This window comes from Shimia sp. CNT1-13L.2, assembly GCF_024331145.1.
Lineage (GTDB): Bacteria > Pseudomonadota > Alphaproteobacteria > Rhodobacterales > Rhodobacteraceae > Shimia.
In genome coordinates, this window is sequence record NZ_JANDJO010000001.1 from 578,937 (window position 1) to 605,064 (window position 26,128).

Consider the following 26,128-nt stretch of genomic DNA (forward strand, 5'->3'; position numbering starts at 1 on the left):
GTGGAGAGAAGGGGAGACTTCATGAGGGATTTCCATTTGCCCGGACGGTCGGCAGTATTCGCCGCCAACGGGATGTGCGCAACATCGCACCCATTGGCGGCCCAGACCGCCATCGACATTCTGAAACGCGGCGGCAACGCGATGGACGCGGCCATTGCGGGCGCGGTGCTGCTTGGCATTTGCGAACCACAGATGACCGGCATTGGGGGCGACTGTTTCGTCCTGTTCACGCCGCCCGGAAGCAACGACATCAAGGCGTTCAACGGATCAGGGCGCGCCCCTGCCAAGGCCAGTGCCGCTGACCTGCGTGCGCGTGGCGAAACCACGGTGCCGCTCATGGGCCCCGAAGCGGTGACGATCCCCGGTGCAATTGACGCTTTTTGCCAACTGTCCGAGGCACACGGCAAACTGGGCCTTGAGGCCATTCTTGCCCCCTCGATCCACTATGCCGAGGAGGGTGTTCCGGTTGCGCCGCGCGTTGCCTTTGACTGGAACGCTGCCGAAGCGACCCTTCAGGGGGCCGCACGCCAGCATTATCTGATCGACGGCAAGGTTCCACAAATTGGCCAGATGTTCCGCAGCCCCGGTCAGGCCGAAGTGCTGCGCCGGATCGCTGCCAAGGGGCGCGATGCGTTTTACGAGGGTGAAATCGCCGAAGACATGATCGCGGCCCTGAACGCCCTTGGTGGCGTCCAAACCGCCGGGGATTTCGCGGCAACCAAGGGCATGGAAACCACCCCCGTCTCTGGCGTCTACGGGGATACCGAACTGGTTGAACATCCGCCGAACGGACAGGGGGCAACGGCGATCCTGATGCTCAACATCCTGCGCCATTTCGACATCGCTGGTATGGCTCCGTTTGGCACGATGCGTGCCCATGTCGAGGCCGAAGCGGCAAAGCTTGCCTATGATGCGCGCAACAGGTTCCTTGCCGATCCGGATGCGAGCGCACGGCTGGACTATATGCTTGCGCCGGAAACCGCGGCCGAGCTTGCCGCGCTGATCGACCTGAAACAGGCCATGCCGAATCCGGCAAAACTGACCGAGGCGGTGCACAAGGATACGATCTATATCACGGTGGTTGATCGCGACCGCATGGCCGTTTCGCTGATCTACTCGATCTTTCATGGCTTCGGCTCGGGTATTGCCACGGAAAAGTTCGGCATCCTGCTGCAGAACCGGGGCGCGGGCTTTACCCTTGAAGAGGGGCACCCGAACGAGATGGCAGGCGGCAAACGCCCGATGCACACAATTATTCCCGGAATGCTGCGCCAGAATGGCCGCGTGACCATGCCCTTTGGGGTCATGGGCGGCGCCTATCAGCCCAACGGACATGCCCGGTTTGTTTCGAACCTTGTTGATTTCGATATGGACCCGCAGGCTGCCATCGACGCTCCGCGCGCCTTCTCGGACGCGGGCGACATGAAAGTAGAGAAAGGCTATTCCAATTCGGTGCGTCAGGAACTGGCAGACATGGGCCATAAGGTGAGCATTCCCGACGGCCCGATTGGCGGCGCACAGGCGATCCGCATTGATGACAACGGCGTGCTTGTCGGCGCGTCGGACCCCCGCAAAGATGGCTGCGCAATAGGATATTGAGACATGGCAATTACACCCGTGAAAACCCTCGTCGAAGAGGCAAAGAAAGAAATCACGACCTTGGATCAGGACAAGGCGCAGGCGATGGTCGACGCCGGAGAAGCGATGTTTGTCGACATTCGCGACATTCGCGAACTTGAGCGGGAAGGCCGGATGCCCGGCGCCGTTCACGGCCCTCGGGGCATGCTGGAATTCTGGATCGACCCGGAAAGCCCCTATCACAAGCCGGTCTTTGATACCGACAAGACTCTGATCCTGTTCTGCGCTGGCGCATGGCGGTCGGCACTCGCCGTGAAGGCGCTTCAGGACATCGGTGTCGAGAACATCGCCGAGATGGAAGGCGGTTTCGGGTCCTGGAAGAAACAGGGGCGCCCTGTCGAATAGACCAACAAAAAAGGCGGCTCCGGGCCGCCTTTCGTCAATTCAGCTGGAAGTGCAGCGGATACTGCCCGTCTTCGAACGGACCAAACAGATCCCCGATGTCAGGGTGGTCCACCGGTTCGCCCGAATAGTCGGCGATCAGGTTCTGCTCGGACACATAGGCCACATAATAGGTGTGATCATTCTCGGCCAGCAGGTGATAGAACGGCTGCTCCTTGCGCGGCCGGCTGTCCTCGGGAATCGCGTCATACCACTCTTCGGTATTCGAGAATTCCGGATCGACATCGAACACCACGCCGCGGAACGGATGCTTCCGGTGGCGAACGATCTGGCCAAGGTGATATTTTGCGCGTGTCTTCAACATAGCTTGCAGCCCCTACCCCTCAACGGTATCCCTTTCAAGGGGGACTTGTCCAACTCTAGGCACAATTTTCGAGGAAACAGTCTGTGAACCTTGCTTTGACAGTCTTGGAGATAGTGTCGCCCGTTTTCCTGCTCGCGGGGGTGGGTTTCGTCTGGGTTCGAGCCGGATTCGAATACCGGATCGAGTTCGTGACACGCCTTGCCATGACGCTGGCTGTCCCCTGTCTGATCTTCACCGCACTGATGAAAACCGAAGCCGATCTGGGGGCCCTGTTCAACCTGACGCTGGCCTCGATCTGTGCCTATGCTGCGGTGGGCGTGGCGGGCTGGGTCCTGTTCAAGGCGCTTGGCATGAACCTGCGCACCTACCTTGCGCCCTTCATCTTCGGCAACACCGGCAATCTTGGCATTCCCCTTGCGCTTTTTGCCTTTGGGCAGCCGGGCCTAGAACGCGCGGTTGTTCTTCTCGCGGTCAGCGCGGTTCTGTCCTTCACCTTTGGCATCTGGCTGGTCGCGGGGCGCGGATCGTTTCTGAAAATCCTCAAGGAACCGATGATCGGCGCGACGCTTCTGGGGGCGCTGTTCCTGTGGCAGGGTTGGGAAACCCCGCGGTTCCTGACCAACACGCTGGATCTTGCGGGACAGATGGCGATTCCGATGATGCTGATTACCCTTGGAGTGGCTGTTGGCCGCCTCAGCCCGGGGCGGGTGTCGACGGCGATCGTGCTGTCGATCATCAAGCTGGTTGTCTGCGCGGCGATTGCCTGGGGCATTGGCCTCGCCTTCAATCTCGACGACATCTCTTTTGGTGTGCTTGTCCTGCAAATCGCAACACCCGTTGCCGTCACCGCTTACCTTCTGGCCGAGAAATATGGCGCCGACGCTCAATCAGTCGCGGGCTTCGTCGTCGTTTCAACGCTGGTATCCGTGGCAGGTCTGCCGCTTTTGCTGGGCCTCCTGCTCTGAACCGCAGGAATGTGATTTGCCCTCTCGGTCTGATCCGGTAGAATGCAGGCAAACAAAGAATACACCTATAAGGCGAGAGGCCATGAGCAGACACTTTCGCGCCCTGACACTTCTTCTGTTGCTTGCAGCTTGCGGCGGCGGATACGACAGCGCGCCGCGCAATCTGAATGATGCTTGTTCGATCCTGCGGCAGCGTCCCACCTACGAGCGTGCCTTCAAGGCGACCCAGCGCAAGTGGGGTGTGCCGATCAACGTGCAGATGGCGTTCATTTACCAGGAAAGCAAATTCAAGTCCGACGCCCGGACGCCCTACAAATACGTTCTGGGCGTGCTGCCGATGGGACGTCAGTCAAGCGCCTACGGGTACGCCCAGGCACTGGATGCCACTTGGAAGCAGTACCAGAAGGAAACCCGCAGCCGCAGCGCCAAGCGCAACAACATTCGCGACGCGTCGGATTTCATCGGCTGGTACATGACGGAAACCCGCAATCGCAACGGCATCTCGCTGACCAATGCGCGTCACCAGTACCTTGCCTATCACGAAGGCCATACCGGCTATAGCCGTGGGACCTGGCGTCGCAAATCCTGGCTGGTGCGTGTCTCGCAAGAGGTGGAAAACCGTTCGCAGATGTACCGCGCGCAACTTCGCAACTGCCGCAAGCTCTAATCCCAGTCGTCTTTATACGTCTTGATGTCAAAGCCCTCTTCGGGCTTTGGCGCAACAAAGTGGCGGGTGATCGCATCGAACTGCGCATCGTCCGGCGCAAACGGGTGATCCCCGCTCGCGTTTCGGGCATGCATCCGCGCCCGGCATATGTCGTCCGGCACATCCAGATAGTGCAGCAAATGCGCCACCCCGGCATCGTCGACAAGGCCCTTCATCCAGGCCCTTGCGGGCAGGGTATTGGCCTGAAAATCCAGAACCACCGAGACACCAGAGTGCAAGAGCCGCAGGATATGCGGCCCCATCACGCCCCGCAGACGACGCGAGTTGCGCACGAAATCTTCGATGCTGCGCATCTCTGGCCCATAAAGCGCCGCAAGCCATTCATCTTCGCTCAGGACAACCGTCGCCGGCGCCTGCCCCAGTTCGGCGGCAAGCGTCGACTTTCCCGATGCAATCTTGCCGACAAGGATATGCAACGTGGCGGTCATGACAGGGCCTAGTTGTTGTGAGGCAGATGCAAGTCGATGTTGAACAGCGAATTTTTCAAAGACATGCCGGTGTGCATCTCGCCAAGGATCACTGTCGTGCGACCGCCGGAATTGTCGTTGATCACCCACTGGCGCAACTCGACCGGATCACCGGTAAAGACCATTTCGATGCTGCCATATTCCGGATGCTCGGGGTCTTGCGCGGTCACCACCGTGGCGGTGCCATCATAGGCGTGCCCGACAACCATGTTGGCGCGCGCCAGATCAACGTTCCGGGCAAGGATAACCGACAACGGCGTGCGCCCCAAAGGATAGGTTTCGGGCGGTTGGTTGGACCGGCCATCAAAGATCGCAACCGTATTGGCACTGGCCAGAACCATCGCCTTTTCCGGTGGATCGTATTCGAAACGAACACGGCCGGGACGCTTGATAAAGACCCGCCCTGTCGAGACCGACCCATCGTCGTTGATCTGGGTGAACTTGGCCTCGGCCGTCTTCAGGTCGTTCAGGTAGTCAGAGACCTCGGACAAGGGCAGCTTGTCTGCAAAGGCAGGCATCGCCAATGCAAGGCTCAGCACGGGTACGCTCAGAAATCGCAACATTTTCATACCCCCTAGATATGCAATCGCCGCCGGAAATACACCCCGGCGGCGCTCACTGTCTCGTGTGTCGGCACCTTATTGCTCGGGCACCAGGATTTCGCGTTTGCCAACGTGGTTGGCCGGGCTGACCAGCCCCTCTTCTTCCATCTGCTCCACAAGACGCGCTGCCTTGTTGTAGCCGATCGACAGCTTGCGCTGGATGTAAGAGGTCGAACACTTGCGATCCTTGATGACGATGGCAACCGCCGTGTCATAAAGCGCATCCTCGGCATCGGTGTTGCCACCGGTCGACAGCCCCAGAACCGCATCAATGTTGCTGGCCTTGTCATCATCCGGCCCTTCGACCACGCCACCAACGTAGTCCGGCGCGCCAAAGCTCTTGAGATGGTTCACGATCTCTTCGACTTCCTCGTCGCTGACAAAGGGTCCGTGGCAGCGGGTGATCTTGGCACCGCCCGCCATGTACAGCATGTCCCCCATGCCCAGAAGCTGTTCGGCCCCCATTTCGCCAAGGATCGTGCGGCTGTCCACTTTCGAGGTCACCTGGAAGGAAATCCGGGTCGGGAAGTTGGCCTTGATCGTGCCGGTGATCACGTCGACCGAGGGGCGCTGAGTGGCCATGATGATGTGAATGCCAGAGGCACGCGCCATCTGGGCCAGACGCTGAATGCAGGCTTCGATTTCCTTGCCCGCGACCATCATCAGGTCGGCCATCTCGTCCACGATCACGACGATATAGGGCATCTTCTCGGGGGCGAATTCCTCGGTCTCGAACACCGGTTCACCGGTCTCGTCATCAAAGCCGGTCTGCACCGTCCGCGAGAACATGTCGCCCTTGTCGAGCGCGTCTTTCACGCGGCTGTTATAGCCGTCGATGTTCCGCACGCCCATCTTGGACATCTTGCGATAGCGTTCTTCCATCTCGCCGACGACCCACTTGAGGGCAACAACCGCCTTCTTGGGGTCGGTCACAACCGGCGAAAGCAGGTGCGGAATGCCATCATAGACACTCAGTTCAAGCATCTTCGGGTCGATCATGATCATCCGGCATTCTTCCGGTGTCAGGCGATAAAGCAACGACAGGATCATGGTGTTGATCGCAACCGACTTACCCGAACCGGTGGTCCCGGCAATCAACAGGTGAGGCATCTTGGCAAGGTTGGCCACAACCGGGTCACCGCCAATGTCCTTGCCCAGCGCCAGCGGCAGTTTCATGTTGGTGTCGCCAAAGTCACGCGCCGAGAGGATCTCGCGCAGCACCACCTTCTCGCGGTTCTCGTTCGGCAGTTCGATCCCGATCACGCTGCGGCCCGGCACGGTGGAAACACGCGCCGACAGGGCGCTCATCGAGCGGGCGATATCGTCGGCCAGACCAATCACGCGGCTGGCCTTGAGGCCCGGCGCGGGTTCGAGTTCGTACATGGTGACGACGGGGCCAGGACGCACGCTGACGATCTCGCCCTTGACGCCATAGTCATCAAGAACGGTCTCAAGCATACGGGCATTTTCTTCCAGCGCCTCGTCACTCAGGTGATGACGCTGAATGTCCATCGGGTTCGCCAGCAGGTTCAGTGGCGGCAGTTCGTATTCAACGCTGTTCTCGTCAAAGTTCAGCGACGGTTGCGCCTCGGCCTTGGCACGGGTCGACGGTTGCACAGGCTTCTGGCTGCGCGGTTGCACAACCTTCTTGGGTTCCTGCATCGGGATCGCGGCGCTTGTCACGGGCGGTGTCACCACCGGCTCGAGCGGCAGGGCCTGTTCCGGTTCGCTGTCGATGAAATCCTCAACCAGCGGCACATCCTCGGCCATCGGCGCAGCGAAGGCGGCGGTCAGCGGCGGCTCGGGTGGCAGTTCGCCGTGCGGCATCGGGTCAAGGATCAACGGATCGGGGCCGCGACCACGGCCACGGGTCAGCGGCGTGGCATCTTCGATGTCAATCTCGACATCCTGCGCGGCCTGTTCCTGCGCTTTGCGGTGGCGAATGACATCGGCAATCTTGGCGCGGATACGATCATCCCCCGGCGCGTCTGCGATGTCCTCGACAAAGATGTTTTCCACCAGTTCCGGCTCGGGCATCGGTTCCGGCGCGCGCTTGATCAGGGCAGGCATCCGCTTGAGGATACCCGGCTTCTCGATCACCTCTTCACGGGCGGGTTCTGCTGCGACGACCTCGGGCGCAGCGGACGCGGCAACGGTCTGTGCCTGCGCCTCTGCCTCGGCCTTGCGCTCCTGACGACGGGCCTGCGCACGTTGCGCCGCCTGTGCCGCTCCGCCCATGCCCTTGCCAAGAAGCGTCATCAGCGAGGCATAGGACAGGATCACGCCCACAACCATGAACCGCGCCACCTTGCGCAGTTCCTCGCGGGTAAAGCCCAGCACGAAAAGGGCCAATGCAACAAAACCTAGCCCCATCACCAGCGACATCATCTTGACGCCAAACCCCACGCCAATCGGCAGGATAGTCAGGATCGCACCAAGCACGGTATCGCCGAACAGACCGCCAAGGCCAAAGCTGTGGGTCCAGCCGTCTCCGGGAACAAGAGTCGAGGCATAGACCGAGCCAAGGGCCAGAACGATCGGGGCAAAGATCGCACGGTTCATCGCACGTTCCTCACCGATATGAAGCGAGAAGCGCAGCCCCCAGGCGATCAGGACCAGCGCGATCCCCCAGCTGCCGCCACCGACAATCATGTAGAGCGGGGCTGCAATCGACGCGCCCAACGCCCCCATCCAGTTTTCCACCGGCGCATCGGTCGCCGAAAGCCAGCTTGGGTCGTTTGGCGAATAGGAGAACACCATCGCCGCAGCCATCAACCCGAGGAGGATGAGCGCGATGCCGATCAGTTCCTTTCCGCGTTTTTCAATCGCGGCCTGTGTTGTGCTGTCAAAGAGCGGGTCTCGTCCACGCGCCTGATATGCCATACTCGTTCCCTCGTTCTTCTTATCCGTAGATGCAGTCGCGCAACGTGATCAGCGCGTCCCGCACCTCGGTTTTTGGGGCCACCAAGGCGACCCGGATATATCCTTTGCCGGGGTTGCCGGCCTCTGTATCGCGGCTGAGATAGGCGCCAGGCAGAACCCGAATGCCGGTCTCGGTCCAGGCCTTCATGGCCGCCGCTTCACCATCGTCCACCGGCAGCCACAGGAAGAACCCCGCCTCGGGGCTCTGGTATCCGGGCACATCGGCAAACACCTCGTCGGCGATGGCGAATTTTTCCTGGTAAAGGCGGCGGTTCTCTTCCACATGCGCCTCGTCATCCCAGACCTTTGCCGCCGCCAGTTGCAGCGGCAGGGGCAGCGGCGCACCGGAATAGGCCCGCAACTGGCGGATGCGGCGGATGCACTCTGGCCCGCCTGCAACGAACCCCGAACGCAGCCCCGGCAGGTTCGACCGTTTCGACAGCGAATGAAAAATCACCACGCGCTCGGGATCAGCCCCCACTTCACGCGCCACTTCCAATGCCCCCGAAGGGGCCTCATTGCGATAGATTTCCGAGTAACACTCGTCTGCGAAGATGCGGAAATCATACTGTTCGGCAAGCGCGATCAAGTCGCGCCAGTATTGCCGCGTCGCCACTGCGCCCTGCGGATTGGCCGGCGAACAGATATAGGCTACTGCCACGCGCTCAAGCACCTCGGGTGCCAGCGTGGTGTAATCCGGCATAAAGCCATTCTCGGCCACGGCGTTCACGAAAACCGGCTCGGCGTTCACCGAGACCGTCGCCACGGCATAGACCTGATAGAAGGGGTTCGGCATCAGCACCACGGGCTGTTGGCCGTTCTTTTCCTCGGGGATCAGCGCCATCGCGGCATTGTAAAGCCCCTCGCGCGTGCCGTTCAGCGCCATGATTTGCGTCTCGGGCACCGCCACGCCATAGCGGCGGTTGATCCAGCCGGAAATCGCCGTCAGCAACTCGGGGCAGCCGTCATTCGGGGGGTATTTGTTGAAGCCCGCCGCATTGTCCGCGATCACATCGGTCACCCAGGCCGGAAACGCGTGTTTCGGCTCACCGATCGTCATGTGGACAATATCACCACCCGGCGCGTGATGGTCCAATAGCGCGCGCAAGCGCGGAAACGCATAAGCCGGAAGGTTCGAAAACCGCTCGGGAAACATATTCAACTGCCTCAAGGTTCGGGATCATTGGCGCCCCGTTTGTCCCTAAACTACCCAAGGCAGGCCGCTTCGTCCAGAAAAATGCCCTTTTGAACGGCGGTTGTTGCTTTTGCGCCAGCCCGTTGCGGGTGTCAGGCCCTCAGTGCCGTTTCGGCAGCCGCGGCCACGCGCAACAGGCGTTCTTCGGCCATCGGCGCGCCAAGCATCATCAAGCCACAGCTTGGCACGCCCGTGGGCAGCGACATGCCGCAGACGCCCATCAGGTTGCCAATCCGCGTGTTGCGCAGCGCCAGCAGGTTCTCGGTGACATAGTAGTCCTGATCTTGCATCAGGCGCTCTGCATCCGGCGGTAGAATCGGCGAGGTCGGCAAAAGAACCGCATCAAACCCGGCCACCCGCGCATGCCAGGTGGCGCGCAGGGATTCGAGTTCCTGCCAGGCGGAAACATAGGTTGGCCCGTCAAACCCGGCACCAGACCGGAACCGTTCAAGGACCTGATCGAACATCAGGTCGGGCTGCGATTCGATGACGTCGCGCCACGTTCCATAGGCCTCGGCCGTGAACAGCGGCCCCGACAGCGCCAGAGCGCGGGCCACTTCGGGTGCCGCGATCCGTTCCACCTTGGCTCCCATTGCCTCGAGACGGTCCACCGCCTGCGTAAAGCCCGCCAGCGGGGCCTCGCGCACATCGTCCATTGCGCCGGTTTCGAGAACCGCAAACCGCATGCCTTTGAGTGTTGCGCCCCGCAGGTCTGCCGCCTGCCCGCCTTCGAGAACGGCCAGCATCAGCGCGGCATCTTCCACTGTCCGGCACAACGGCCCGACGGTGTCAAACTTCTCGCAGAGCGGCACAACACCCTTTGCCGACACCCGTCCCTCGGTGGTTTTCAAGCCCACGAGGTCATTCCAGGCCGACGGGATACGCACCGATCCGCCGGTATCCGATCCCACGCCGACAGCAGACAATCCAAAGGCCACCGATGCCGCCGCGCCCGAGGATGATCCCCCCGGCACCGCCTTTGGATCATTCACACAAGGTGGCGTCGCCGTCATCGGGTTGAGGCCAAGACCTGAGAAAGCCAGTTCCGACATATGCGTCTTGCCAAGGCACACCAGCCCCAGCGCCGTGGCATTGGCAAGCACCTCGGCATCCCGCGCGGGCACCCGCCCCTCCAGGAGCTTTGATCCCGCTTCGGTCGCGACACCGGCGCTGTCGAACAGGTCTTTCCAACTGATCGGCACACCGTCCAGCAACGACAGGCGATGCCCGGCGCGCGCGCGCTCGGCGGCGGCTTCGGCTTCGGCCATTGCCCTGTCGTGTGTCACTGCACTGAAAATGCGGTCGCGGGCATCGTGGCTATCAATCGCCCCAAGAAAGGCCTGCGTCAGCGCTACCGGATCAATCGATCCATTGCCAATACCGCGCCCCAGATCTGCCGCGCTCATCTCAAGCCAGTCGAACATGCTCCACCCCCGGAAAAATTCCTCGCAACCGACGGTAGCGACCCCGCGCAGCATGGACAATCCCGTTTCCACGCGCATATTGAGCGCATGAGCTATGACACCGATATCCTGATCGCTGGCGGCGGCCTGAATGGCCCTGCCCTGGCCCTTGGTCTTGCACAGGCGGGCTTTGCCGTCACCGTTGTTGACGCCCGCCCCGAGACGGCCCGCGCCGATGACAATTTCGACGGGCGCGGCTATGCGCTGGCATTGGCCTCCAAGCGGCTGCTGGATGCAATCGGTGTCTGGAAACCCGTCGGTGACAACGCGCAGGCCATGAACGAAATCAAGGTTTCGGACGGGCGCGCCGGTGAAGGCCCCTCGCCTTTCTTCCTGCACTTCGACAAGGCCGAACTGGAAGAAGGTCCGATGGGCTATATGCTCGAAGACCGCTTCCTCTATCGCGCCTTCCTTGACGCCATGCGCGCGGAAGAGGCGATCACCAAGATCACCGAAGATAGCGTTGTCGATCAGGCGGTGGATGCCACCGGCGTCACCGCGACGCTGGCCTCTGGCAAAACCATCCGTGCGCGCCTTTTGGTGGGCTGCGATGGCCGCCAAAGCGGCGTGGCCCAACGTGCCGGCATCAAGCGCAGTGGCTGGGGATACGGCCAGACCGCGCTGGTCTGCGCCATCGCGCATGAAAAGCCGCACGGCGGTATCGCACACCAGTTCTTCATGCCGCCCGGCCCGCTGGCCATTCTGCCCCTTCCCGGCAACATGTCGTCCATCGTCTGGAGCGAGACCGACGAAAACGCCAAGCGTATCAATGCCTTGTCCGACGAAGACTATATGGCCGTCCTGCGCCCGCGCTTTGGGGATTTCCTCGGCAAGATCGAACTGGCCGGGGCGCGCTTTACCTATCCCCTCAACCTGACCGTCGCCAACGAGTTCGTCGCCGAGCGCATCGCACTGGTGGGTGACGCGGCCCACGGGATGCACCCGATCGCCGGACAGGGCCTGAATGCCGGTCTGCGCGATGTGGGTGCGTTGGTACAGATCCTCAGCGAAGCCCAGCGCCGCGGCGAAGACTTTGCCTCGATCCTCGTGCTGGGGCGCTATCAGGAATGGCGTCGCTTCGACACCCACGCGCTGGTGGCGGCCACCGACCTCACCAACAAACTGTTCTCCAACGACAACCCGCTGCTGCGGATCGGGCGCGACATAGGCATGGGGCTGGTCAACGCCTCCCCCCGCCTGCGCCGCACCTTCATGCGCGAAGCCGCGGGCCTGACGGGTGACCTTCCAGAGCTGATGCGCTAGTCGATCACGCGCGCTTCGTCGATCAGCATGACCGGAATGCCCGCGCGAATGGGAAACGCCAGTTTCGCCGCATCCGAGACCAGCTCCTGCTTCTCCGCGTCATAGCGCAGGGTCGAACGTGTCTGCGGGCAGATCAGCGCCTCAAGCATGCGACGATCGAATTCCGGGGTTGTTTCACTCATTGCATCAAATCCTCTCCGGCGCCGCCACGCAGCGCGAACTCGATCAGCGTGATAAGCGTTTCGCGCCGGGTTGCCAATGAGGGCGCTTCCAAAAGCGCCTGTTTGTCTTCCGGCTCGAACTCGAGAAGCATCGACAGCGAGTTGATCAGCAACTCATCATCCGCGTCCTGAAGCGTTTCCCAATCCGTCGAAAGATCCAAGGCGGTGAAATAGCGCTTCAGCAACCCCATAAAACCGGGCCGATCAAAGCAAGCGTCGTGTTCCTTCGGGCCAAGATCGCGGGCAAACCCGTCCCAGCTCACCTCGCAGCGCCGGTAGGGTTGAAACCCCTCCACCTCTTTCTGCACCCGAAAGCGGGAAATCCCCGTGAGGGTGATAAGATAGCGGTGGTCCTCGGTCTCGGAAAACTGCGTGATCCGCCCGGCACAGCCAATGGTCTGCAAACCAATACCTTCGCGGCCCGGCACCTCGTTCGGCTGCACCATCCCGATCAGCCGCCCCGGCGTCTTCAGGGCGTCGTCCAGCATGGTGAGATAACGCGGCTCGAAGATATGCAGGGGCAGTCGCGAGCGCGGCAAAAGCAACGCCCCCGGCAGGGGAAAAACCGCAATGGTTTCGGGCAGATCGGAGGCCTTGAACATGGCTAAGAGCTTAGCGCGCTTTTCCGATCAGGCAAATATCAGCGAACTCAGCTTGCGACGTCCGTTCAGCACGACAGGATCGTTCGGCTGAAGCGCGTCGAAGATGGTGAACAGCTGCGCCTTGGCGGCCCCGTCGTTCCATTCGCGATCCCGGCGGAACAGCTCAAGCAATTCAGCCACTGCGCCCTCTGCATCGCCAGCCGCGTGCAATGCCTGCGCAAGGTCGAAACGGGCCTGCTGATCGGCAGGGTTGGCTTCAACCGCCGCCCGCAACTCGGCCACCGGGCCCGCATTCTCGGCCTGACGCGCCAGTTCAAGCTGCGCCCGCGCCGCCTCGATCTCCGGTGCATTGGCCATATCGGATGGCACCCCGTCCAGAACCGCATCCGCCTGGTCCAGCGCATTCAGCGCGATATTGGCCCGCACAAGACCACCAAAGGCCGCCGCCATCGTCGGATCCTGCTGGATGATCGCCACAAAGGTCTCGCCCGCGCCCTGTGCATCACCGGCCTCGAGCATTTCTTCCGCCGCGGCCAGCGCATCGCCAAGGCCACCGTCGGCCTCGCCACCGCCTGCCTCGATCACGCGCTTGACGAAGGCCTCGATCTCGCTCGGCGGCACCGCGCCCTGGAATCCGTCCACCGGCTGGCCCTGCCAGAAGGCATAAACCGTCGGGATCGACTGCACCCGCATCTGGCCGGCAATCATCTGGTTCTCGTCAACATTGACCTTGGCCATCTTCACGGCCCCACCTGCCGCCGTCACCGCCGCTTCCAGCGCCGGACCAAGCGTCTTGCAGGGGCCGCACCAGGGCGCCCAGAAGTCGACAATCACGGGAACCGTCTGCGAGGCTTCGACAACCTCCACCATGAAATCCGCTTCCGAGACGTCCTTGATCAGATCGCCCGCCGGGGCCGCAGTGCCTTGTCCAAGTTCCAGCATGGTTCGTTTCCCGTTTGTATATCAGCTTGCCGCCTAGATGGCGTATGGAAGGCATCGGCGCAAGGGGCCGGACCTTATAGATCGAAGGTTGCAAACACCGGCGCGTGGTCGCTCGGCTTTTCCCAGCCCCGCGCATCGCGCAGGATACGACTGCCATGGCCCGCGTTGGAAATATCCGGCGTCGCCCAGACGTGATCCAGTCGGCGACCCTTGTCGGCGGCGTCCCAATCCCGCGCACGGTACGACCACCAGCTGTACAAAAGCCCCTCGGGAATATCCTGCCGGGTGATATCCACCCAGTTTCCCGCCTCCTGCGTTTGGGCAAGATGCTCAACTTCGATCGGCGTGTGGCTGACAATCTTCAACAGCTTCTTGTGATCCCAGACATCATCCTCGCGCGGGGCAATGTTCAGATCCCCGACAAGGATTGCCTTCTCGGGTGTGTTGGCATGAAACCAATCCCGCATCTCGGTCAGGTAATCGAGCTTCTGGCCAAACTTCTCGTTGATCTCACGATCCGGCTTGTCGCCGCCTGCCGGCACATAGAAGTTGTGCACCGTGACACCATTCTCAAGCCGTCCCGCAATGTGGCGCGCATGACCAAGCGAGGCGAAATCCTCGCTGCCGGCTTCCTCCATCGGGATTTTCGACAGGATCGCTACACCGTTATAGCCCTTCTGTCCGCGTGCCACCATGTGGGTGTAACCAAGCGCCTTGAACCCCTCGAGCGGGATCTTGTCGACCGGGCTCTTGCATTCCTGAAGGCACAACACGTCAGGCGCCTCTTCCTCCATCAGCTTCAGAACGATGGGTTCGCGAAGGCGAACCGAATTGATGTTCCAGGTGGCCAGGGTAAAGGACATGCGCGCGCTCCCGTGTCTCGTCTCTCGCGCCACCCTAACCGCGCCCGTCTCCGGTTACCATTGCGAAAACCGCCTGCTTCAATGCACGCCCAAATACTCCCGCCGGAGGCACCCGCCCCCGCGCCGTAACGGCACCCTCGACTTTTGCGGCGATCCCTCCAAGACTTGCCGAAACCACACCGGAGAGAGATATGATTTTCTACGATTGTTCCACCGCCCCCAGCCCCCGACGCGCCCGTATGTTCATCGCCGAGAAAGGGCTGGAGATCGACATCCGCGAGGTCTCCCTTCTGAAGGGCGAACAGCTCTCTCCCGAGTTCCTTGCCATCAACCCATCGGCCACGGTGCCGGTGCTGGTCACGGATGACGGAACCACGCTTTCGGAAAACCTCGGGATCGCCGCCTATCTCGAAGCGGCCTTTCCCGAACCGCCGCTGATGGGCACGACGCCACAGGAAAAGGGCGAAATCCTGATGTGGACGGCGATTGCCGAGATGCAGGGCGGCCTGCCAGTGGCCGAGGCCCTGCGCAATTCCAACCCGCACATGAAGGGCCGCGCCATTCCCGGCCCCGCGAACTTTGACCAGATTCCCGAACTTGCCGAACGGGGCATGACTCGCATCGGCCTGTTCTTCGACAAGATGAACGCGCACCTCGAAGGGCGTGACTTCGTGGCAACCGATCGCTTCACCCTGGCCGACATCACCGCCTTCGTGCTGATCGATTTTGCCCGCGTCGTGAAGATCAGGGTAAGCGATACCCATCCTCACCTGCTGCGCTGGTACGAGGCGATCAAGGCCCGCCCGAGCGCCGGCCTGTGACCCAGACAAAAAAAGGCCCGGAGCAAGTCCGGGCCAGTCCAACAGGGAGGTGCATATCAATACCCGGATATGCGCGGGTGACTGTGCAACATGGAAATCATGCGGCTGACAACATGTTTAAAGGTACGGCCAGCATGTTTCTTTGATCCATGTCAACGAATATGGGCCACAACTGTTTCCAGAATATTTCCCATCCTTGCACGTATCAGGCGACCAGTCGATAGCCTCCCGACTCGGTGATCAACAGGCGGGCGTTCGACGGATCGGGCTCGATCTTCTGACGCAGGCGATAGATGTGGGTCTCGAGCGTGTGGGTGGTCACCCCCGCATTGTAGCCCCAGACCTCGTGCAACAGCACGTCCCGCGCCACCACGCCATCGTTCGAGCGATACAGGAACTTCAGGATATTGGTCTCTTTCTCGGTCAGGCGGATCTTGCGCTCGTCCTCGGTGATCAGCATCTTCATCGCCGGCTTAAAGGTATATGGACCAAGCTGGAACACCGCGTCTTCCGACTGTTCATGCTGGCGCAGCTGGGCACGGATACGCGCCAGAAGCACCGGGAATTTGAAGGGCTTGGTGACATAGTCATTGGCACCCGCATCCAGACCAAGGATGGTGTCGGCATCGCTGTCATGGCCGGTCAGCATGATCACCGGGCATTTCACACCCTGCTTGCGCAGCAGGCGGCACAGCTCGCGGCCATCGGTATCCGGCAGACCCACATCAAGGATCATCAGGTCGTAAAGGCCTTCCTTGGCTTTCACCATCGCCTCGGCACCGTTGCCGGCTTCGAAGACATCAAAATCCTCGGTCATGATAAGCTGTTCCGACAGCGCCTCGCGCAGATCGTCATCGTCGTCCACCAGCAGGATTTTCTTGAGCTGAGCCATGCGGGCCTCCCGTTTTCGTGTTCATCTGTACGAACATGTGAGGCGCATCGACGTCAACGGCAAGATTTGCTGCAATTCTCTCACGGCCTCGTGTAAATCTCGTGCGATATGTTTCATCTCGTTGCAAAAGCGGCTACATGTTTGGCCTGCATCTGTAACACTGCGCCCCGGTCCCTCGATGAGTTTCGCTCCCGACATCCTTGAACGCCTCGCCCGCGCCCGCTCTGATCTGCGCATGGGTGTTCCGATTCTTCTGATCAAGGAAGGACAGGCCGTCCTTGTCCTGTCGGCGGAAACCCTAAAGGCGGACCGTCTGGAAGATGTGCGCGGCCTCGGGCATGAGCTGGTTCTGACGATCACGTCCCGCCGTGCCGAAACCCTCAAGGCCCGTGCCTACGATGGCGATCTGGCGCGCCTCGCTCTGCCGGCGGATGCCGGTATCAACTGGATCAAGGGCGTCGCCGATCCGCAGGACGATCTCAACAAGCCGATGAAGGGCCCGCTGAAATCCCTGCGCGACGGATCGGCCGATCTGCACCGCACGGCGATCAAGCTGGTAAAGTCCGCGCGCCTTCTGCCCTCGGCGCTGGTGGTCGAGCTCGACAATGCCGCCGCCTTTGCCATGGCAAACGGCCTGACGGTCATTCCCGCCGACCTTGCCGCGCCGCATCTTGAAACCACCAGCCCTCTGAACTCGGTCGTACATGCACGCCTGCCGATGGAAGCAGCCGAGGCAGGCCGCCTGCATATCTTCCGTCCCGAGGACGGCGGCGAGGAACACTATGCCATCGAGATCGGCCGCCCCTCGCGGGACGAACCGGTTCTGGCACGGCTGCACTCGGCCTGTTTCACCGGCGATGTCCTTGGCAGCCTGAAATGTGATTGCGGCCCGCAGCTGAATGGTGCCCTTGCCCAGATGGGCAGCGAGGGCGCAGGCGTTCTGCTCTACCTCAACCAGGAAGGCCGCGGAATCGGCCTCGCCAACAAGATGCGTGCCTACTCGCTGCAGGATCAGGGCTTTGACACCGTCGAGGCCAATCACCGCCTTGGGTTCGAGGATGACGAGCGCGATTTCCGCATCGGCTCCAAGATTCTGCGCGAAATGGGGTTCTCATCGGTGCGGCTGCTCACCAACAACCCCCGCAAGATTTCCATGATGGAAAGCACGGGCATCACGGTGGCGGAACGTGTCGCCCTGAAAGTCGGGGAAAATGCCCATAACACCGCCTATCTTGCAACCAAGGCGGCCAAGTCGGGGCACCTGCTGTGACACCCTCTGAAATGGTGCTCACCCCGACGGGCCTGCGGTTCATGGGGCGTCGGTTTCCCTGCACCATCGGCAAAGGCGGTATCCGCACCGACAAACGCGAGGGCGACGGCGCCACGCCGCGCGGCATCCACACCATCACCGGCCTGCTGTATCGGCCTGACCGTATGGCGCAACCAACCCCCTGGGCGGAACCGATTCACAACGGCGATCTCTGGTCAGATGCCAGCGATGATCCGGCCTACAACACGCTTGTTCAGGCTCCCTATGGCCCCAGCCACGAAAAGCTGCGCCGCTCCGATCCACTCTATGATCTGGTTCTGCTGACCAACTGGAACTGGCCCAATGCGATTGCAGGCAAGGGATCGGCCATTTTCCTGCACCAGTACCGGCGCAAAGGCTTTCCGACGGAGGGCTGCATCGCCTTTCGCCGTGACCACATGTACTGGATTGCCTGCCGCGCTGTACCCGGCACACGGGTGATCGTGCCCTAGGTCGGCGTTCAGCCGTAATCGCGTGCCCCGAAAATCGCCGAGCCAACGCGCACATGGGTCGCCCCAAGCGCCACGGCTCTCTCGAAATCGCCGCTCATGCCCATCGACAGCCCCTCAAGACCGTTTCGCGCGGCGATTTTTGCCAGAAGGGCAAAGTGCAACGAGGGTTCTTCGTCCACCGGCGGGATACACATCAGCCCGACCACGGGCAGATCAAGCGCGCGACATTCGGCCACGAAGGCATCGGCATCGGCCGGCATGACCCCGGCCTTCTGTTCTTCCTCGCCCGTGTTCACCTGGATGAAAAGATTGGGGCAGTGGCCCAACTCCTGCGCCAGCCGCGCCAGGGTCTTGGCCAGCTTGGGGCGGTCGACGGAATGGATCACCTCGAACAACTCCATGGCCTGACGCGCCTTGTTGGTCTGCAACGGCCCAAGAAGATGCACTTTCACGCCGTCAAAACGCTCGCGAAAGGCGGGCCATTTCCCGGCTGCTTCCTGAACCTTGTTCTCACCCAACACCCGATGCCCTTCTTCAAGAACGGCTTCGACGCGCTCATTGGGCTGCACCTTGCTCACCGCGATCAGTTCGGTCGCCCCGACAGGACGCCCGGCCAGCTCCTCGGCCTTGTGGATTCGTGCGGTGATTTCGGCAAGCGACATGGCGTTTCCCCGTTGCGGTCCAATTGGCCGCACTAGAACACCATCACCTGCAAAAAGAAAAGCCCTCGGGAAAACCCAAGGGCAAAAGAAAAGGGCAGGTCCGAAGACCTGCCCTCGAAAGCGTAGCTTTCAGCTTCTAAGATTAGAAGTTGAATACAACACCAGCGTCCGCCGAGGTAACGCCAGCGTAGTTGTCTACGATACCTGCGCGCAGCGAAACACCGCCGCCGAGGCTGTGACGTACGCCGATGCCCCATGCGGTTTGGTCAATGCCGCTGTCGCGGTTGATGTAGCCAGCCAGGGTGGTTGCGTCGCTTACAGCGTAGTTAACGCCCAGACCAAAGGTGCTGTCTGCGGTGCCGTTGTCAGCGTACTTGACGGTTACGTCTGCTGCGCCGAACGAACCCGAAGCGGTCAGAGCGAAGTCGGTGTCAGCTGCGTTGTCCGAATCTTGGATAGCTGCTGCAACGGTGTAGTTGCCTGCAGTGTACGAAACGGCCAGAGCGGTACGGTCGACTACGGTAGCACCGATCAGGTCGTCCGAGCTGTGCGACAGGTGAACGCCGAATGCGCCTGCGCTGTACAGAACGTCAACGCCGAAGACGCCAGCGCCGCCCGACGAGTAAGCGTCGCCGCCACCGTAAACAGCTTCCAGGAAGCCCAGACCGGTGAAGCCAACACCACCGTCATACATGCCAGGCATGTTTTCCAGTGCGCCCAGAACGTTACCAACCGACAGGGTCAGGCCGCCGGTCGAAACCCAGAAACGCGGGGTGTTGAATGCCGCGATGTTGCCGGCGAAGTTGGACGAGTAGCCGTTTTCGTCGGCGTCAGCTTGGTAGCGGATTTGCGAACCAAACGACAGACCGTTGTCGGTTTCTGCGGTCGCAGTAACGATCAGACGCAGACGCGACGACAGAGTTACTTCGTTTGCAGCGCCATCAACGTACAGTACACCAAAACGGCCGTAGCCGCCGAAAGTTACGTCTGCTGCAGCAACACCAGCGGTTGCAACCAGAGCAGTCGTAGCGAAGAGAACTTTTTTCATAGTTTTTCCCTCGGTTTTCCAATTCATGCGCCCAGTCAGGAGAATCCAGAGTGGGTGTGCCACTGTCTTTCACTCCTTTCGGGCCTTCGTTGCAAGCAAACGAAACTCGTGAACAAGATTGCCGCCCAACATGGTGCAGAGATGCCACACATCCGCAAACCGCCTCAAACGGTATCAGAATGGCAGACCCACTATATCCTTGCTCCAAGGCGTCCTTATGGCTAGGACGGTACCAACGTTGAGATTTGGGCAAGAAATAATGAATCTGACTGGTGTTCTGAAGCTTGTTGTCATGTGTACCGCAGTTGCAGCCGTTGCGGCTTGCGGCAACCGCAATAGTGACCCTTACGATAGAACGTACGGCGGCGAAGAATACCTCGCCAGGGCGGACACCGGAAACCCGACGGAGCAGAACGTTGATGGACAAACCATCTGGGACATCTTCGCGCCGGACAACTCGGACGTTACCGTTCGCGTGAACAAATATATCTGGAATGCATCTCTGGAAGTCCTTGATTTCCTTCCAGTTCAATCGGTTGACCCCTTCTCGGGTGTCATCGTGACAGGTTATGGCACCCCTCCGGGTGGTGGCCGTTCCTATCGCGCCACCGTTTATGTACGCGACCCCTCGCTTGATGCGCGCTCGCTGCACGTGGCGATGCAAACCCGTGGCGGCCGTGCGGTTTCCGCAGGTACGGTTCGTGCAGTTGAAGATGCGATTCTCACCCGCGCCCGTCAGTTGCGCGTTGCAGACGGCAAGCTTTAAGCCTGCCGTCTTTCACATTGCTCAAAGTGTGAACTTGCCAGGCTCCATCGCGGCCAGTTGATCGATCCATTCCATCTGCCGCGGCAGGCATACGGATTGCAGATCGTATTTCTCCTGGGCGAATTTTCGCGCAGCGCGGCCAAGCTCGTCTGCCATCTCGCGATTCTCGAGAACCGTGCAGATTTCCTCGACCATTTTGTCCTGATCGAAGAACGGGAACAGGCGTCCGGTTTCACCGTGCTTGATCGCCTCTTTCAAAGGTGCGGTATCACTGGCGACAATCGGAGCCCCAGCGCTCATCGACTCGATCAGCGACCAACTCAGGACAAACGGGTAGGTCAGGTAAACATGCGCGCTCGAGACCTGAAGCAGGCGCAGGAACTGGTCATAGGGAATCCGGCCAAGGAAGTGCACGCGCTCCCAATCGGGCGTTGAAATCTTGCCGCGCACCTCGTCGATATAGATCTGCTTCCAGGTCCGGCCGTCCGGCGGCTTGGCACCATAGCTGACCTCGTCGCCCCCGACCATCAGAACCCGCGCATTCGGGCGTTCCTTCAACAGCCGCGGCAGCGCCCGCATAAAGACATGATAACCGCGATAGGGTTCGAGGTTGCGGTTCACAAAGGTGATCACCTCGTCCTTGCGCGTCACCACCAGATCGTCGTTCACCTTCATCGCCACATCGGGGCTTGGCATCACATGGTTGGTGTCGATCCCGTCATGAATGACCGTGATCTTGTCGCGGAACTGTTGGGGGAAGGTGCCCGCCTGGAACTCGGTCGGGCTGACGCCCATATCGCCGACTTCCAGGTGCATGAGGTTGTTGAGATTCTTCAGCCGCAGGCGCATCGCCTCGACTTCCGGCATCTTCTGCGGGAACTCGGGATCAAAGCCCATGTCGCCATCGCGGGTGGTGTAATAGAGCTCGTAATAGAGCCCGATTCGCGCCTTGGGCCAGAGATCGCGCAGGAACATCGATTCCCCCCATCCTGGGTGAGCAACGATCAGGTCCGGCTCGAATCCCTGCTGCTTGAGTTGCTTGGCCGCGAGATAGCAAGACTCACCGCGCAACAGCTTGGTCTCGAAGTCCACCAGCCAGGGGTGCAGGTTCTGGCTGGGATTGCGGCGAATCTCGTAGGGCAGAAGCTGAACGCCCTGCCAGGCGCCAGGCTGTTTCACGCGCAGAGTGAGAGCAACACACCGATGCCCACGCGCAGCCAGCGCCGGGGCCAGATGCTTGTACTGGCCCGGAAAATTTTGGTGAATGAAGAGAATGTTCATTGGGAATGCTTTCTGAAAACCCGGTGCGTCCTTGTATATCCGAAAAATTCCCATGCCTAGCGTGTCATTTTTTCAAATTGAGGCCCCCAAGCCCTAGACCACGCGCTTTTGGGCGCATATCACCGCTGAAAACGCTGCACTGCCTGAATTCTAAGGAAAGGTGACTGTTTATGTCGCGCTATTCTGCCGCCGAAATCGAAGCCAAATGGCAAGAAGCCTGGGCCAAGTCCGATACCTTCAAGGCCGTCCGGGACGAATCCAAGCCCAAGTATTACGTCCTCGAGATGTTCCCCTACCCGTCGGGCAAGCTGCACATGGGGCACGTGCGCAACTACACGATGGGTGACGTGATCGCGCGCTACAAGATGTCGACCGGCCACAACGTGCTGCACCCGATGGGCTTTGACGCCTTCGGCATGCCCGCGGAAAACGCCGCGATGGCTTCTGGCGGCCACCCCAAGGACTGGACCTACGCCAACATCGACACGATGGTCGACCAGATGAAGCCGCTTGGCCTCTCGCTCGACTGGTCGCGCATGTTCGCCACCTGTGACGTGGAATATTATGGCCAGCAGCAGGCGCTGTTCCTCGACATGCTGGAAAAGGGCCTTGTCTACCGCAAGAACGCGGTTGTGAACTGGGATCCCGTCGACATGACCGTTCTTGCCAATGAACAGGTCATCGACGGCAAGGGCTGGCGCTCGGGCGCGGATGTCGAACGCCGCGAACTGACCCAGTGGTTCTTCAACATCTCCTCGATGTCGGAAGAGCTGTTGTCGGCGCTGGATACGCTTGAGAACTGGCCCGCCAAGGTGCGCCTGATGCAGGAAAACTGGATCGGCAAATCGCGCGGCCTGCAATTCTCGTTCGAACGCACCGATGGTGAAGAGCCGATCACCGTCTACACCACCCGTCCGGACACGCTGAACGGTGCGTCCTTTGTCGGCATCTCGCCCGATCACCCGATCGCCAAGGCGATGGAGGCCGAAAACCCCGAGGTCGCGGCCTTTGTTGCCGAATGCCGCAAGGGGGGCACCACCGAGGAAGCCATCGAGACCGCCGAAAAGCTGGGCTATGACACCGGCATCAAGGTCAAGCACCCGCTGAACCCCGATTGGGAACTTCCGGTCTGGATCGCCAACTTCATCCTGATGGATTACGGCACCGGCGCGATCTTTGCCTGTCCGGCGCATGACCAGCGCGACCTTGATTTCTGCCGCAAGTATGACCTGCCGGTGATCGACACCTTCTTTGCGCTGGACGACGCCACGCCGGTCGCGAACGAAGCCTTTGTGCCGCCGAAAACCGAAAAGGTGAAATGGGTCGATCACTTCGCCGGTCTGGATGAAGCCACCGGCGAAGAGGCCATCAACGCCACCGTCGATTTTGCCGAAAAGGCAGGTTGGGGCGAAGGCGTCACCAAGTACCGCCTGCGCGACTGGGGCCTGTCCCGCCAGCGGTATTGGGGCTGCCCGATCCCGGTTGTCCACTGCGACAGCTGCGGCGTGGTGCCCGAAAAGAAAGAGAACCTGCCGGTCGAACTGCCCTATGACGAAGACGGCAAGGCGATTGATTTCTCGATCCCCGGCAACCCGCTGGACCGTCACCCGAACTGGCGTGACTGTTCCTGCCCGAAATGTGGCGCACCGGCGCAGCGCGAAACCGACACGATGGACACGTTTGTCGATTCGTCGTGGTATTTCGCCCGCTTCACCGCGCCGCGCGCCGACACCCCGACCGATCTGGCCGAAGCCGAATACTGGATGAACGTCGACCAATACATCGGTGGCATCGAACACGCGATCCTGCACCTCTTGTATTCGCGCTTCTTTGCCCGCGCGATGAACATCACCGGCCACCTGCCTGAGAAGTCGAAAGAACCCTTCGACGCGCTGTTCACGCAGGGCATGGTGACCCACGCGATCTACAAGAACGCCGAGCGCACCGATGAAAACGGCCGCGCGATCTATCACTACCCGGCCGAAGTCGAGGAACGTGATGGCGGCACCTTCGTCAAGGAAACTGGCGAAAAGATCGAGGTCATCCCCTCGGCCAAGATGTCGAAGTCGAAAAACAACGTGGTCGACCCGCTGAACATCATCAGCAGCTATGGCGCAGACACTGCCCGTTGGTTCGTCCTGTCCGATTCGCCGCCCGAGCGTGACGTGGAATGGACCGCCTCGGGGGCCGAAGCCGCCGCCAAGCACCTTGCCCGCGTCCACCGCATCGCCTCCGAGATCGCCGAAATGCCTGCCGGCACCGGCAATGGGGATGAAGACCTGTTGCGCGAAATGCACAAGGCCATCCGCGACGTGACCCTGGGTGTCGAAAGCTTCGGCTTCAACGCCTCCATCGCCAAGCTTTACGGCTTTACCAACACGCTGGCCAAATCCAAGGCCGGTGGCGACGCCAAGCGCACAGCCGCCAAGACCCTTGCCCAGCTGATGTCGCCGATGACCCCGCACCTCTCCGAGGAAGTCTGGACCATGCTGGGTGGCGAAGGTCTGGTCATCGATGCCGCCTGGCCCGTCGCCGATGAGGCCATGCTGGTCGAGGCCAACGTGACCCTGCCGATCCAGATCAACGGCAAACGTCGCGCGGAAATCAGCGTTCCCAAGGATATGGCGAAGGAAGAGGTTGAAAAACTTGTCCTCGCACACGAAGCTGTCACTCGTGCGCTGGATGGGGCCCAGCCCAAGAAACTCATCGTTGTCCCCGGCCGGATCGTGAATGTCGTCATTTAACCGCCGCAGCTTCCTGTTGTTTGCCGCAGCCTCCGGGGTCACCCTCGCGGGCTGTGGTTTCACCCCCACCTACGGGCAAAAGGGCACCGCATCGCGGTTCCTGAACAACATCGCCGTCGACGCGCCAACGGATCAGAACACCTATGTTCTGGTGCGCGAACTCGAAGATCGCCTTGGCCGCGTGTCGCAGGGGGCATACGGCCTGAGCGTCGCCGTGAAAACCACGGAAGAAACCGCCGCCAAGAACATCCGCGGCGTGATCACCCGTTTTGACATCACCGGCGAGGCCACCTTTGCCCTGCGCGACATCGCTTCGGGCGAAGTGCTCACCAGCGGCAAGACACAGAACTTTGTCAGCTATTCGGCCTCGGGCACCACGGTGGCCACGCTGGCCGCCGAAACCGATGCCTATGAACGGCTGATGGTGATCCTGACCGATCAGATCGTGGCCAACCTGATGGCCTATGCGGCCCAAAACCCGTCATGAAGCTGAACGCGCGGGACATCGCGCGCTATGTGACCAAGCCTGAAACAGATCGTACCGGGGTTCTGATCTACGGGGCCGACGCCATGCGCGTTGCCCTGCGCCGCCAGGAACTGGTCGCATCGCTGATCGGCCCACAAGGCGAAGAGGAAATGCGCTTGTCGCGGATGCCCGGTGGCGATCTGCGCAAAGATCCGGCCCGCCTTGTCGATGCCATCAAGGCGGTAAGCTTCTTTCCCGGCCCCCGCGTGGCCTTTGTCGAAGATGCCAATGACACCGCCGCTCCCGCCGTTCTGGCCGCGCTCGAAGACTGGGCGCCGGGCGACGCGCAGATCATTGTCACCGCTGGCCAGCTCAAGGCATCTTCGAAAATCCGCAAGGCGTTTGAAAACCATCCCAACGCCTATGCCGTCGGCATCTACAACGACCCACCTTCACGCGAAGAGATCGAGGCCGAACTGGCCCGCTCCGGCCTGCGCGAAGTCGATCGTGACGCGATGACCGATCTCTCTAATCTCGCCAAGGAACTTGATCCAGGCGATTTCCGCCAGACCCTCGAGAAACTGTCGCTTTATAAGCTGAACGACAGCACCCCCGTCAGCAGCGATGACATTGTCGCCTGCGCCCCGACCTCGACCGAGGCCGCGCTGGATGACGTCCTGAATATCACCGCCGAAGGCCGCGCTCCCGAACTTGGCCCGGTGCTGCGCAAGCTCGAAGCGCAGGGCATGAACCCTGTCACCCTCTGTATCAGCGCCACCCGTCATTTCCGTGCGCTCTATACTGCCGCATCCGATCCCGGCGGCGCAGCAGCCGGCATTGCCCGGATGCGCCCGCCGATCTTTGGCCCGCGCCGGGATCGCATGTTGCGACAGGCGCAGGGCTGGGGGGCTGCCAAGCTGGAACAGGCACTGACCATTCTCACCGATACTGACCTGCAACTGCGCTCGGCAGGGCAAAGCGCCCCCGCAATGGCACTTGTCGAACGGATGCTTCTGCGCCTCGCGATGCTCTCGCGCCGCTGACCCATAAGTGACGGCAGGTCACACCACCCTTCTCTTGTTCCCCTTGGGAAAGCCTGCAAACCTGCGCG

Annotated in this window: 26 protein-coding genes; 12 read left to right on the forward strand and 14 right to left on the reverse strand. The window is 61.0% G+C overall.

The window, feature by feature from the left end; all coding sequences use genetic code 11:
- Nucleotides 1-21 precede the first annotated feature (21 nt).
- Nucleotides 22-1,599 carry a gamma-glutamyltransferase family protein gene (locus NNA36_RS02880; RefSeq protein ID WP_255104025.1) on the forward strand — a complete coding sequence of 526 codons (1,578 nt, stop codon included), beginning with the start codon at nucleotides 22-24 and terminating at the stop codon, nucleotides 1,597-1,599.
- A 3-nt stretch (nucleotides 1,600-1,602) separates the two neighbouring features.
- Nucleotides 1,603-1,983, forward strand: coding sequence for a rhodanese-like domain-containing protein (locus tag NNA36_RS02885; protein WP_255104027.1), 381 nt, complete (start codon nucleotides 1,603-1,605; stop codon nucleotides 1,981-1,983).
- Between the two features lie 34 nt (nucleotides 1,984-2,017).
- On the opposite strand, the gene hspQ is transcribed toward NNA36_RS02885, so the two are convergent.
- Complete coding sequence (hspQ, locus tag NNA36_RS02890; RefSeq protein WP_255104029.1) at nucleotides 2,018-2,344, reverse strand: heat shock protein HspQ; 327 nt, start codon at nucleotides 2,342-2,344, stop codon at nucleotides 2,018-2,020.
- Between the two features lie 83 nt (nucleotides 2,345-2,427).
- On the opposite strand from hspQ, the gene NNA36_RS02895 reads away from it, so the two are divergent.
- Nucleotides 2,428-3,309, forward strand: coding sequence for an AEC family transporter (locus NNA36_RS02895; RefSeq protein ID WP_255104031.1), 882 nt, complete (start codon nucleotides 2,428-2,430; stop codon nucleotides 3,307-3,309).
- 82 nt (nucleotides 3,310-3,391) lie between these two features.
- A complete protein-coding gene (locus tag NNA36_RS02900; RefSeq protein WP_255104033.1) occupies nucleotides 3,392-3,976 on the forward strand; it encodes a transglycosylase SLT domain-containing protein in 585 nt (194 codons plus the stop codon).
- Here NNA36_RS02900 and NNA36_RS02905 read toward each other — a convergent pair.
- The 5 genes from NNA36_RS02905 to NNA36_RS02925 form a co-directional block, all read right to left on the reverse strand.
- On the reverse strand, nucleotides 3,973-4,464 hold the full coding sequence (locus NNA36_RS02905; RefSeq protein ID WP_255104035.1) for an ATP-binding protein: 492 nt from the start codon (nucleotides 4,462-4,464) through the stop codon (nucleotides 3,973-3,975). The genes NNA36_RS02900 and NNA36_RS02905 overlap by 4 nt on opposite strands.
- Nucleotides 4,465-4,472: 8 nt before the next feature.
- Nucleotides 4,473-5,072 (reverse strand): outer membrane lipoprotein carrier protein LolA, encoded by a 600-nt coding sequence (locus NNA36_RS02910; protein ID WP_255104037.1) that lies wholly within the window; start codon nucleotides 5,070-5,072, stop codon nucleotides 4,473-4,475.
- A 69-nt stretch (nucleotides 5,073-5,141) separates the two neighbouring features.
- On the reverse strand, nucleotides 5,142-7,988 hold the full coding sequence (locus NNA36_RS02915) for a DNA translocase FtsK (protein WP_255104039.1): 2,847 nt from the start codon (nucleotides 7,986-7,988) through the stop codon (nucleotides 5,142-5,144).
- Nucleotides 7,989-8,007: 19 nt separating this feature from the next.
- Nucleotides 8,008-9,183: an aminotransferase class I/II-fold pyridoxal phosphate-dependent enzyme gene (locus tag NNA36_RS02920; protein WP_255104041.1), complete on the reverse strand. Its 1,176-nt coding sequence runs from the start codon at nucleotides 9,181-9,183 to the stop codon at nucleotides 8,008-8,010.
- 131 nt (nucleotides 9,184-9,314) lie between these two features.
- Complete coding sequence (locus NNA36_RS02925) at nucleotides 9,315-10,646, reverse strand: amidase (protein ID WP_255104043.1); 1,332 nt, start codon at nucleotides 10,644-10,646, stop codon at nucleotides 9,315-9,317.
- 87 nt (nucleotides 10,647-10,733) lie between these two features.
- Between NNA36_RS02925 and NNA36_RS02930 the strand changes: the two genes are divergently transcribed.
- Nucleotides 10,734-11,948, forward strand: coding sequence for an FAD-dependent monooxygenase (locus NNA36_RS02930; RefSeq protein WP_255104045.1), 1,215 nt, complete (start codon nucleotides 10,734-10,736; stop codon nucleotides 11,946-11,948).
- Here the strand turns inward: NNA36_RS02930 and NNA36_RS02935 are convergent.
- From NNA36_RS02935 to NNA36_RS02950, 4 genes are all read right to left on the reverse strand, one after another.
- Nucleotides 11,945-12,130, reverse strand: a complete 186-nt coding sequence (locus NNA36_RS02935; protein WP_255104047.1) for a Trm112 family protein — start codon at nucleotides 12,128-12,130, stop codon at nucleotides 11,945-11,947. The two genes, NNA36_RS02930 and NNA36_RS02935, sit on opposite strands and share 4 nt — an antisense overlap.
- Complete coding sequence (locus NNA36_RS02940) at nucleotides 12,127-12,771, reverse strand: LON peptidase substrate-binding domain-containing protein (RefSeq protein WP_255104049.1); 645 nt, start codon at nucleotides 12,769-12,771, stop codon at nucleotides 12,127-12,129. Before NNA36_RS02940 ends, NNA36_RS02935 begins: the two co-directional genes overlap by 4 nt.
- Before the next feature lie 27 nt (nucleotides 12,772-12,798).
- The gene (locus tag NNA36_RS02945) at nucleotides 12,799-13,713 is read right to left on the reverse strand and encodes a co-chaperone YbbN (protein ID WP_255104051.1); all 915 of its coding nucleotides are present in this window, start codon (nucleotides 13,711-13,713) and stop codon (nucleotides 12,799-12,801) included.
- Nucleotides 13,714-13,787: 74 nt separating this feature from the next.
- Nucleotides 13,788-14,576: an exodeoxyribonuclease III gene (locus NNA36_RS02950; protein WP_255104053.1), complete on the reverse strand. Its 789-nt coding sequence runs from the start codon at nucleotides 14,574-14,576 to the stop codon at nucleotides 13,788-13,790.
- A 191-nt stretch (nucleotides 14,577-14,767) separates the two neighbouring features.
- Between NNA36_RS02950 and NNA36_RS02955 the strand changes: the two genes are divergently transcribed.
- Nucleotides 14,768-15,397 (forward strand): glutathione S-transferase family protein, encoded by a 630-nt coding sequence (locus NNA36_RS02955; RefSeq protein ID WP_255104055.1) that lies wholly within the window; start codon nucleotides 14,768-14,770, stop codon nucleotides 15,395-15,397.
- A 205-nt stretch (nucleotides 15,398-15,602) separates the two neighbouring features.
- On the opposite strand, the gene NNA36_RS02960 is transcribed toward NNA36_RS02955, so the two are convergent.
- Entirely contained in the window at nucleotides 15,603-16,289 is a 687-nt protein-coding gene (locus tag NNA36_RS02960) for a response regulator transcription factor (RefSeq protein ID WP_255104057.1), read from the reverse strand.
- A 178-nt stretch (nucleotides 16,290-16,467) separates the two neighbouring features.
- Between NNA36_RS02960 and ribA the strand changes: the two genes are divergently transcribed.
- Together ribA and NNA36_RS02970 are read left to right on the forward strand one after the other, a co-directional pair.
- Nucleotides 16,468-17,559 carry a GTP cyclohydrolase II gene (gene ribA, locus NNA36_RS02965; protein WP_255104059.1) on the forward strand — a complete coding sequence of 364 codons (1,092 nt, stop codon included), beginning with the start codon at nucleotides 16,468-16,470 and terminating at the stop codon, nucleotides 17,557-17,559.
- Nucleotides 17,556-18,050, forward strand: coding sequence for a L,D-transpeptidase family protein (locus NNA36_RS02970; RefSeq protein ID WP_255104061.1), 495 nt, complete (start codon nucleotides 17,556-17,558; stop codon nucleotides 18,048-18,050). The genes ribA and NNA36_RS02970 overlap by 4 nt, the downstream gene beginning before the upstream one ends.
- An 8-nt stretch (nucleotides 18,051-18,058) precedes the next feature.
- On the opposite strand, the gene NNA36_RS02975 is transcribed toward NNA36_RS02970, so the two are convergent.
- Both NNA36_RS02975 and NNA36_RS02980 read right to left on the reverse strand, forming a co-directional pair.
- Nucleotides 18,059-18,712, reverse strand: a complete 654-nt coding sequence (locus tag NNA36_RS02975) for a YggS family pyridoxal phosphate-dependent enzyme (RefSeq protein WP_255104063.1) — start codon at nucleotides 18,710-18,712, stop codon at nucleotides 18,059-18,061.
- 142 nt (nucleotides 18,713-18,854) lie between these two features.
- Entirely contained in the window at nucleotides 18,855-19,760 is a 906-nt protein-coding gene (locus NNA36_RS02980) for a porin (RefSeq protein WP_255104065.1), read from the reverse strand.
- 259 nt (nucleotides 19,761-20,019) lie between these two features.
- On the opposite strand from NNA36_RS02980, the gene NNA36_RS02985 reads away from it, so the two are divergent.
- Nucleotides 20,020-20,526 carry a DUF3576 domain-containing protein gene (locus NNA36_RS02985; protein WP_255104067.1) on the forward strand — a complete coding sequence of 169 codons (507 nt, stop codon included), beginning with the start codon at nucleotides 20,020-20,022 and terminating at the stop codon, nucleotides 20,524-20,526.
- Between the two features lie 21 nt (nucleotides 20,527-20,547).
- Here NNA36_RS02985 and NNA36_RS02990 read toward each other — a convergent pair whose 3' ends face one another.
- A complete protein-coding gene (locus NNA36_RS02990) occupies nucleotides 20,548-21,807 on the reverse strand; it encodes a glycosyltransferase family 4 protein (RefSeq protein WP_255104069.1) in 1,260 nt (419 codons plus the stop codon).
- A 170-nt stretch (nucleotides 21,808-21,977) separates the two neighbouring features.
- Here NNA36_RS02990 and leuS point away from each other — a divergent pair, with 170 nt between their 5' ends.
- From leuS to holA, 3 genes are read left to right on the forward strand one after another with little or no spacing between them, the layout of a single operon-like run.
- Nucleotides 21,978-24,551 carry a leucine--tRNA ligase gene (leuS, locus tag NNA36_RS02995; protein WP_255104071.1) on the forward strand — a complete coding sequence of 858 codons (2,574 nt, stop codon included), beginning with the start codon at nucleotides 21,978-21,980 and terminating at the stop codon, nucleotides 24,549-24,551.
- Nucleotides 24,538-25,038 (forward strand): LPS assembly lipoprotein LptE, encoded by a 501-nt coding sequence (gene lptE / locus NNA36_RS03000; RefSeq protein ID WP_255104073.1) that lies wholly within the window; start codon nucleotides 24,538-24,540, stop codon nucleotides 25,036-25,038. Before leuS ends, lptE begins: the two co-directional genes overlap by 14 nt.
- Nucleotides 25,035-26,060: a DNA polymerase III subunit delta gene (gene holA, locus NNA36_RS03005; protein WP_255104075.1), complete on the forward strand. Its 1,026-nt coding sequence runs from the start codon at nucleotides 25,035-25,037 to the stop codon at nucleotides 26,058-26,060. Before lptE ends, holA begins: the two co-directional genes overlap by 4 nt.
- Nucleotides 26,061-26,128 lie beyond the last annotated feature (68 nt).

Excerpts from the sequence above, each read along its gene's own strand:
- lptE (WP_255104073.1), top strand. The coding sequence starts at position 24,538 with ATGTCGTCATTTAACCGCCGCAGCTTCCTGTTGTTTGCCGCAGCCTCC.
- NNA36_RS02960 (WP_255104057.1), bottom strand. The coding sequence starts at position 16,289 with ATGGCTCAGCTCAAGAAAATCCTGCTGGTGGACGACGATGACGATCTG.
- NNA36_RS02915 (WP_255104039.1), bottom strand. The coding sequence starts at position 7,988 with ATGGCATATCAGGCGCGTGGACGAGACCCGCTCTTTGACAGCACAACA.
- hspQ (WP_255104029.1), bottom strand. The coding sequence starts at position 2,344 with ATGTTGAAGACACGCGCAAAATATCACCTTGGCCAGATCGTTCGCCAC.
- NNA36_RS02930 (WP_255104045.1), top strand. The coding sequence starts at position 10,734 with ATGAGCTATGACACCGATATCCTGATCGCTGGCGGCGGCCTGAATGGC.
- NNA36_RS02985 (WP_255104067.1), top strand. The coding sequence starts at position 20,020 with ATGAATCTGACTGGTGTTCTGAAGCTTGTTGTCATGTGTACCGCAGTT.
- NNA36_RS02880 (WP_255104025.1), top strand. The coding sequence starts at position 22 with ATGAGGGATTTCCATTTGCCCGGACGGTCGGCAGTATTCGCCGCCAAC.
- NNA36_RS02935 (WP_255104047.1), bottom strand. The coding sequence starts at position 12,130 with ATGAGTGAAACAACCCCGGAATTCGATCGTCGCATGCTTGAGGCGCTG.
- NNA36_RS02955 (WP_255104055.1), top strand. The coding sequence starts at position 14,768 with ATGATTTTCTACGATTGTTCCACCGCCCCCAGCCCCCGACGCGCCCGT.
- NNA36_RS02900 (WP_255104033.1), top strand. The coding sequence starts at position 3,392 with ATGAGCAGACACTTTCGCGCCCTGACACTTCTTCTGTTGCTTGCAGCT.
- NNA36_RS02990 (WP_255104069.1), bottom strand. The coding sequence starts at position 21,807 with ATGAACATTCTCTTCATTCACCAAAATTTTCCGGGCCAGTACAAGCAT.
- NNA36_RS02905 (WP_255104035.1), bottom strand. The coding sequence starts at position 4,464 with ATGACCGCCACGTTGCATATCCTTGTCGGCAAGATTGCATCGGGAAAG.
- NNA36_RS02980 (WP_255104065.1), bottom strand. The coding sequence starts at position 19,760 with ATGAAAAAAGTTCTCTTCGCTACGACTGCTCTGGTTGCAACCGCTGGT.
- ribA (WP_255104059.1), top strand. The coding sequence starts at position 16,468 with ATGAGTTTCGCTCCCGACATCCTTGAACGCCTCGCCCGCGCCCGCTCT.
- holA (WP_255104075.1), top strand. The coding sequence starts at position 25,035 with ATGAAGCTGAACGCGCGGGACATCGCGCGCTATGTGACCAAGCCTGAA.
- NNA36_RS02940 (WP_255104049.1), bottom strand. The coding sequence starts at position 12,771 with ATGTTCAAGGCCTCCGATCTGCCCGAAACCATTGCGGTTTTTCCCCTG.
- NNA36_RS02975 (WP_255104063.1), bottom strand. The coding sequence starts at position 18,712 with ATGTCGCTTGCCGAAATCACCGCACGAATCCACAAGGCCGAGGAGCTG.
- leuS (WP_255104071.1), top strand. The coding sequence starts at position 21,978 with ATGTCGCGCTATTCTGCCGCCGAAATCGAAGCCAAATGGCAAGAAGCC.
- NNA36_RS02910 (WP_255104037.1), bottom strand. The coding sequence starts at position 5,072 with ATGAAAATGTTGCGATTTCTGAGCGTACCCGTGCTGAGCCTTGCATTG.
- NNA36_RS02925 (WP_255104043.1), bottom strand. The coding sequence starts at position 10,646 with ATGTTCGACTGGCTTGAGATGAGCGCGGCAGATCTGGGGCGCGGTATT.
- NNA36_RS02945 (WP_255104051.1), bottom strand. The coding sequence starts at position 13,713 with ATGCTGGAACTTGGACAAGGCACTGCGGCCCCGGCGGGCGATCTGATC.
- NNA36_RS02920 (WP_255104041.1), bottom strand. The coding sequence starts at position 9,183 with ATGTTTCCCGAGCGGTTTTCGAACCTTCCGGCTTATGCGTTTCCGCGC.
- NNA36_RS02950 (WP_255104053.1), bottom strand. The coding sequence starts at position 14,576 with ATGTCCTTTACCCTGGCCACCTGGAACATCAATTCGGTTCGCCTTCGC.
- NNA36_RS02885 (WP_255104027.1), top strand. The coding sequence starts at position 1,603 with ATGGCAATTACACCCGTGAAAACCCTCGTCGAAGAGGCAAAGAAAGAA.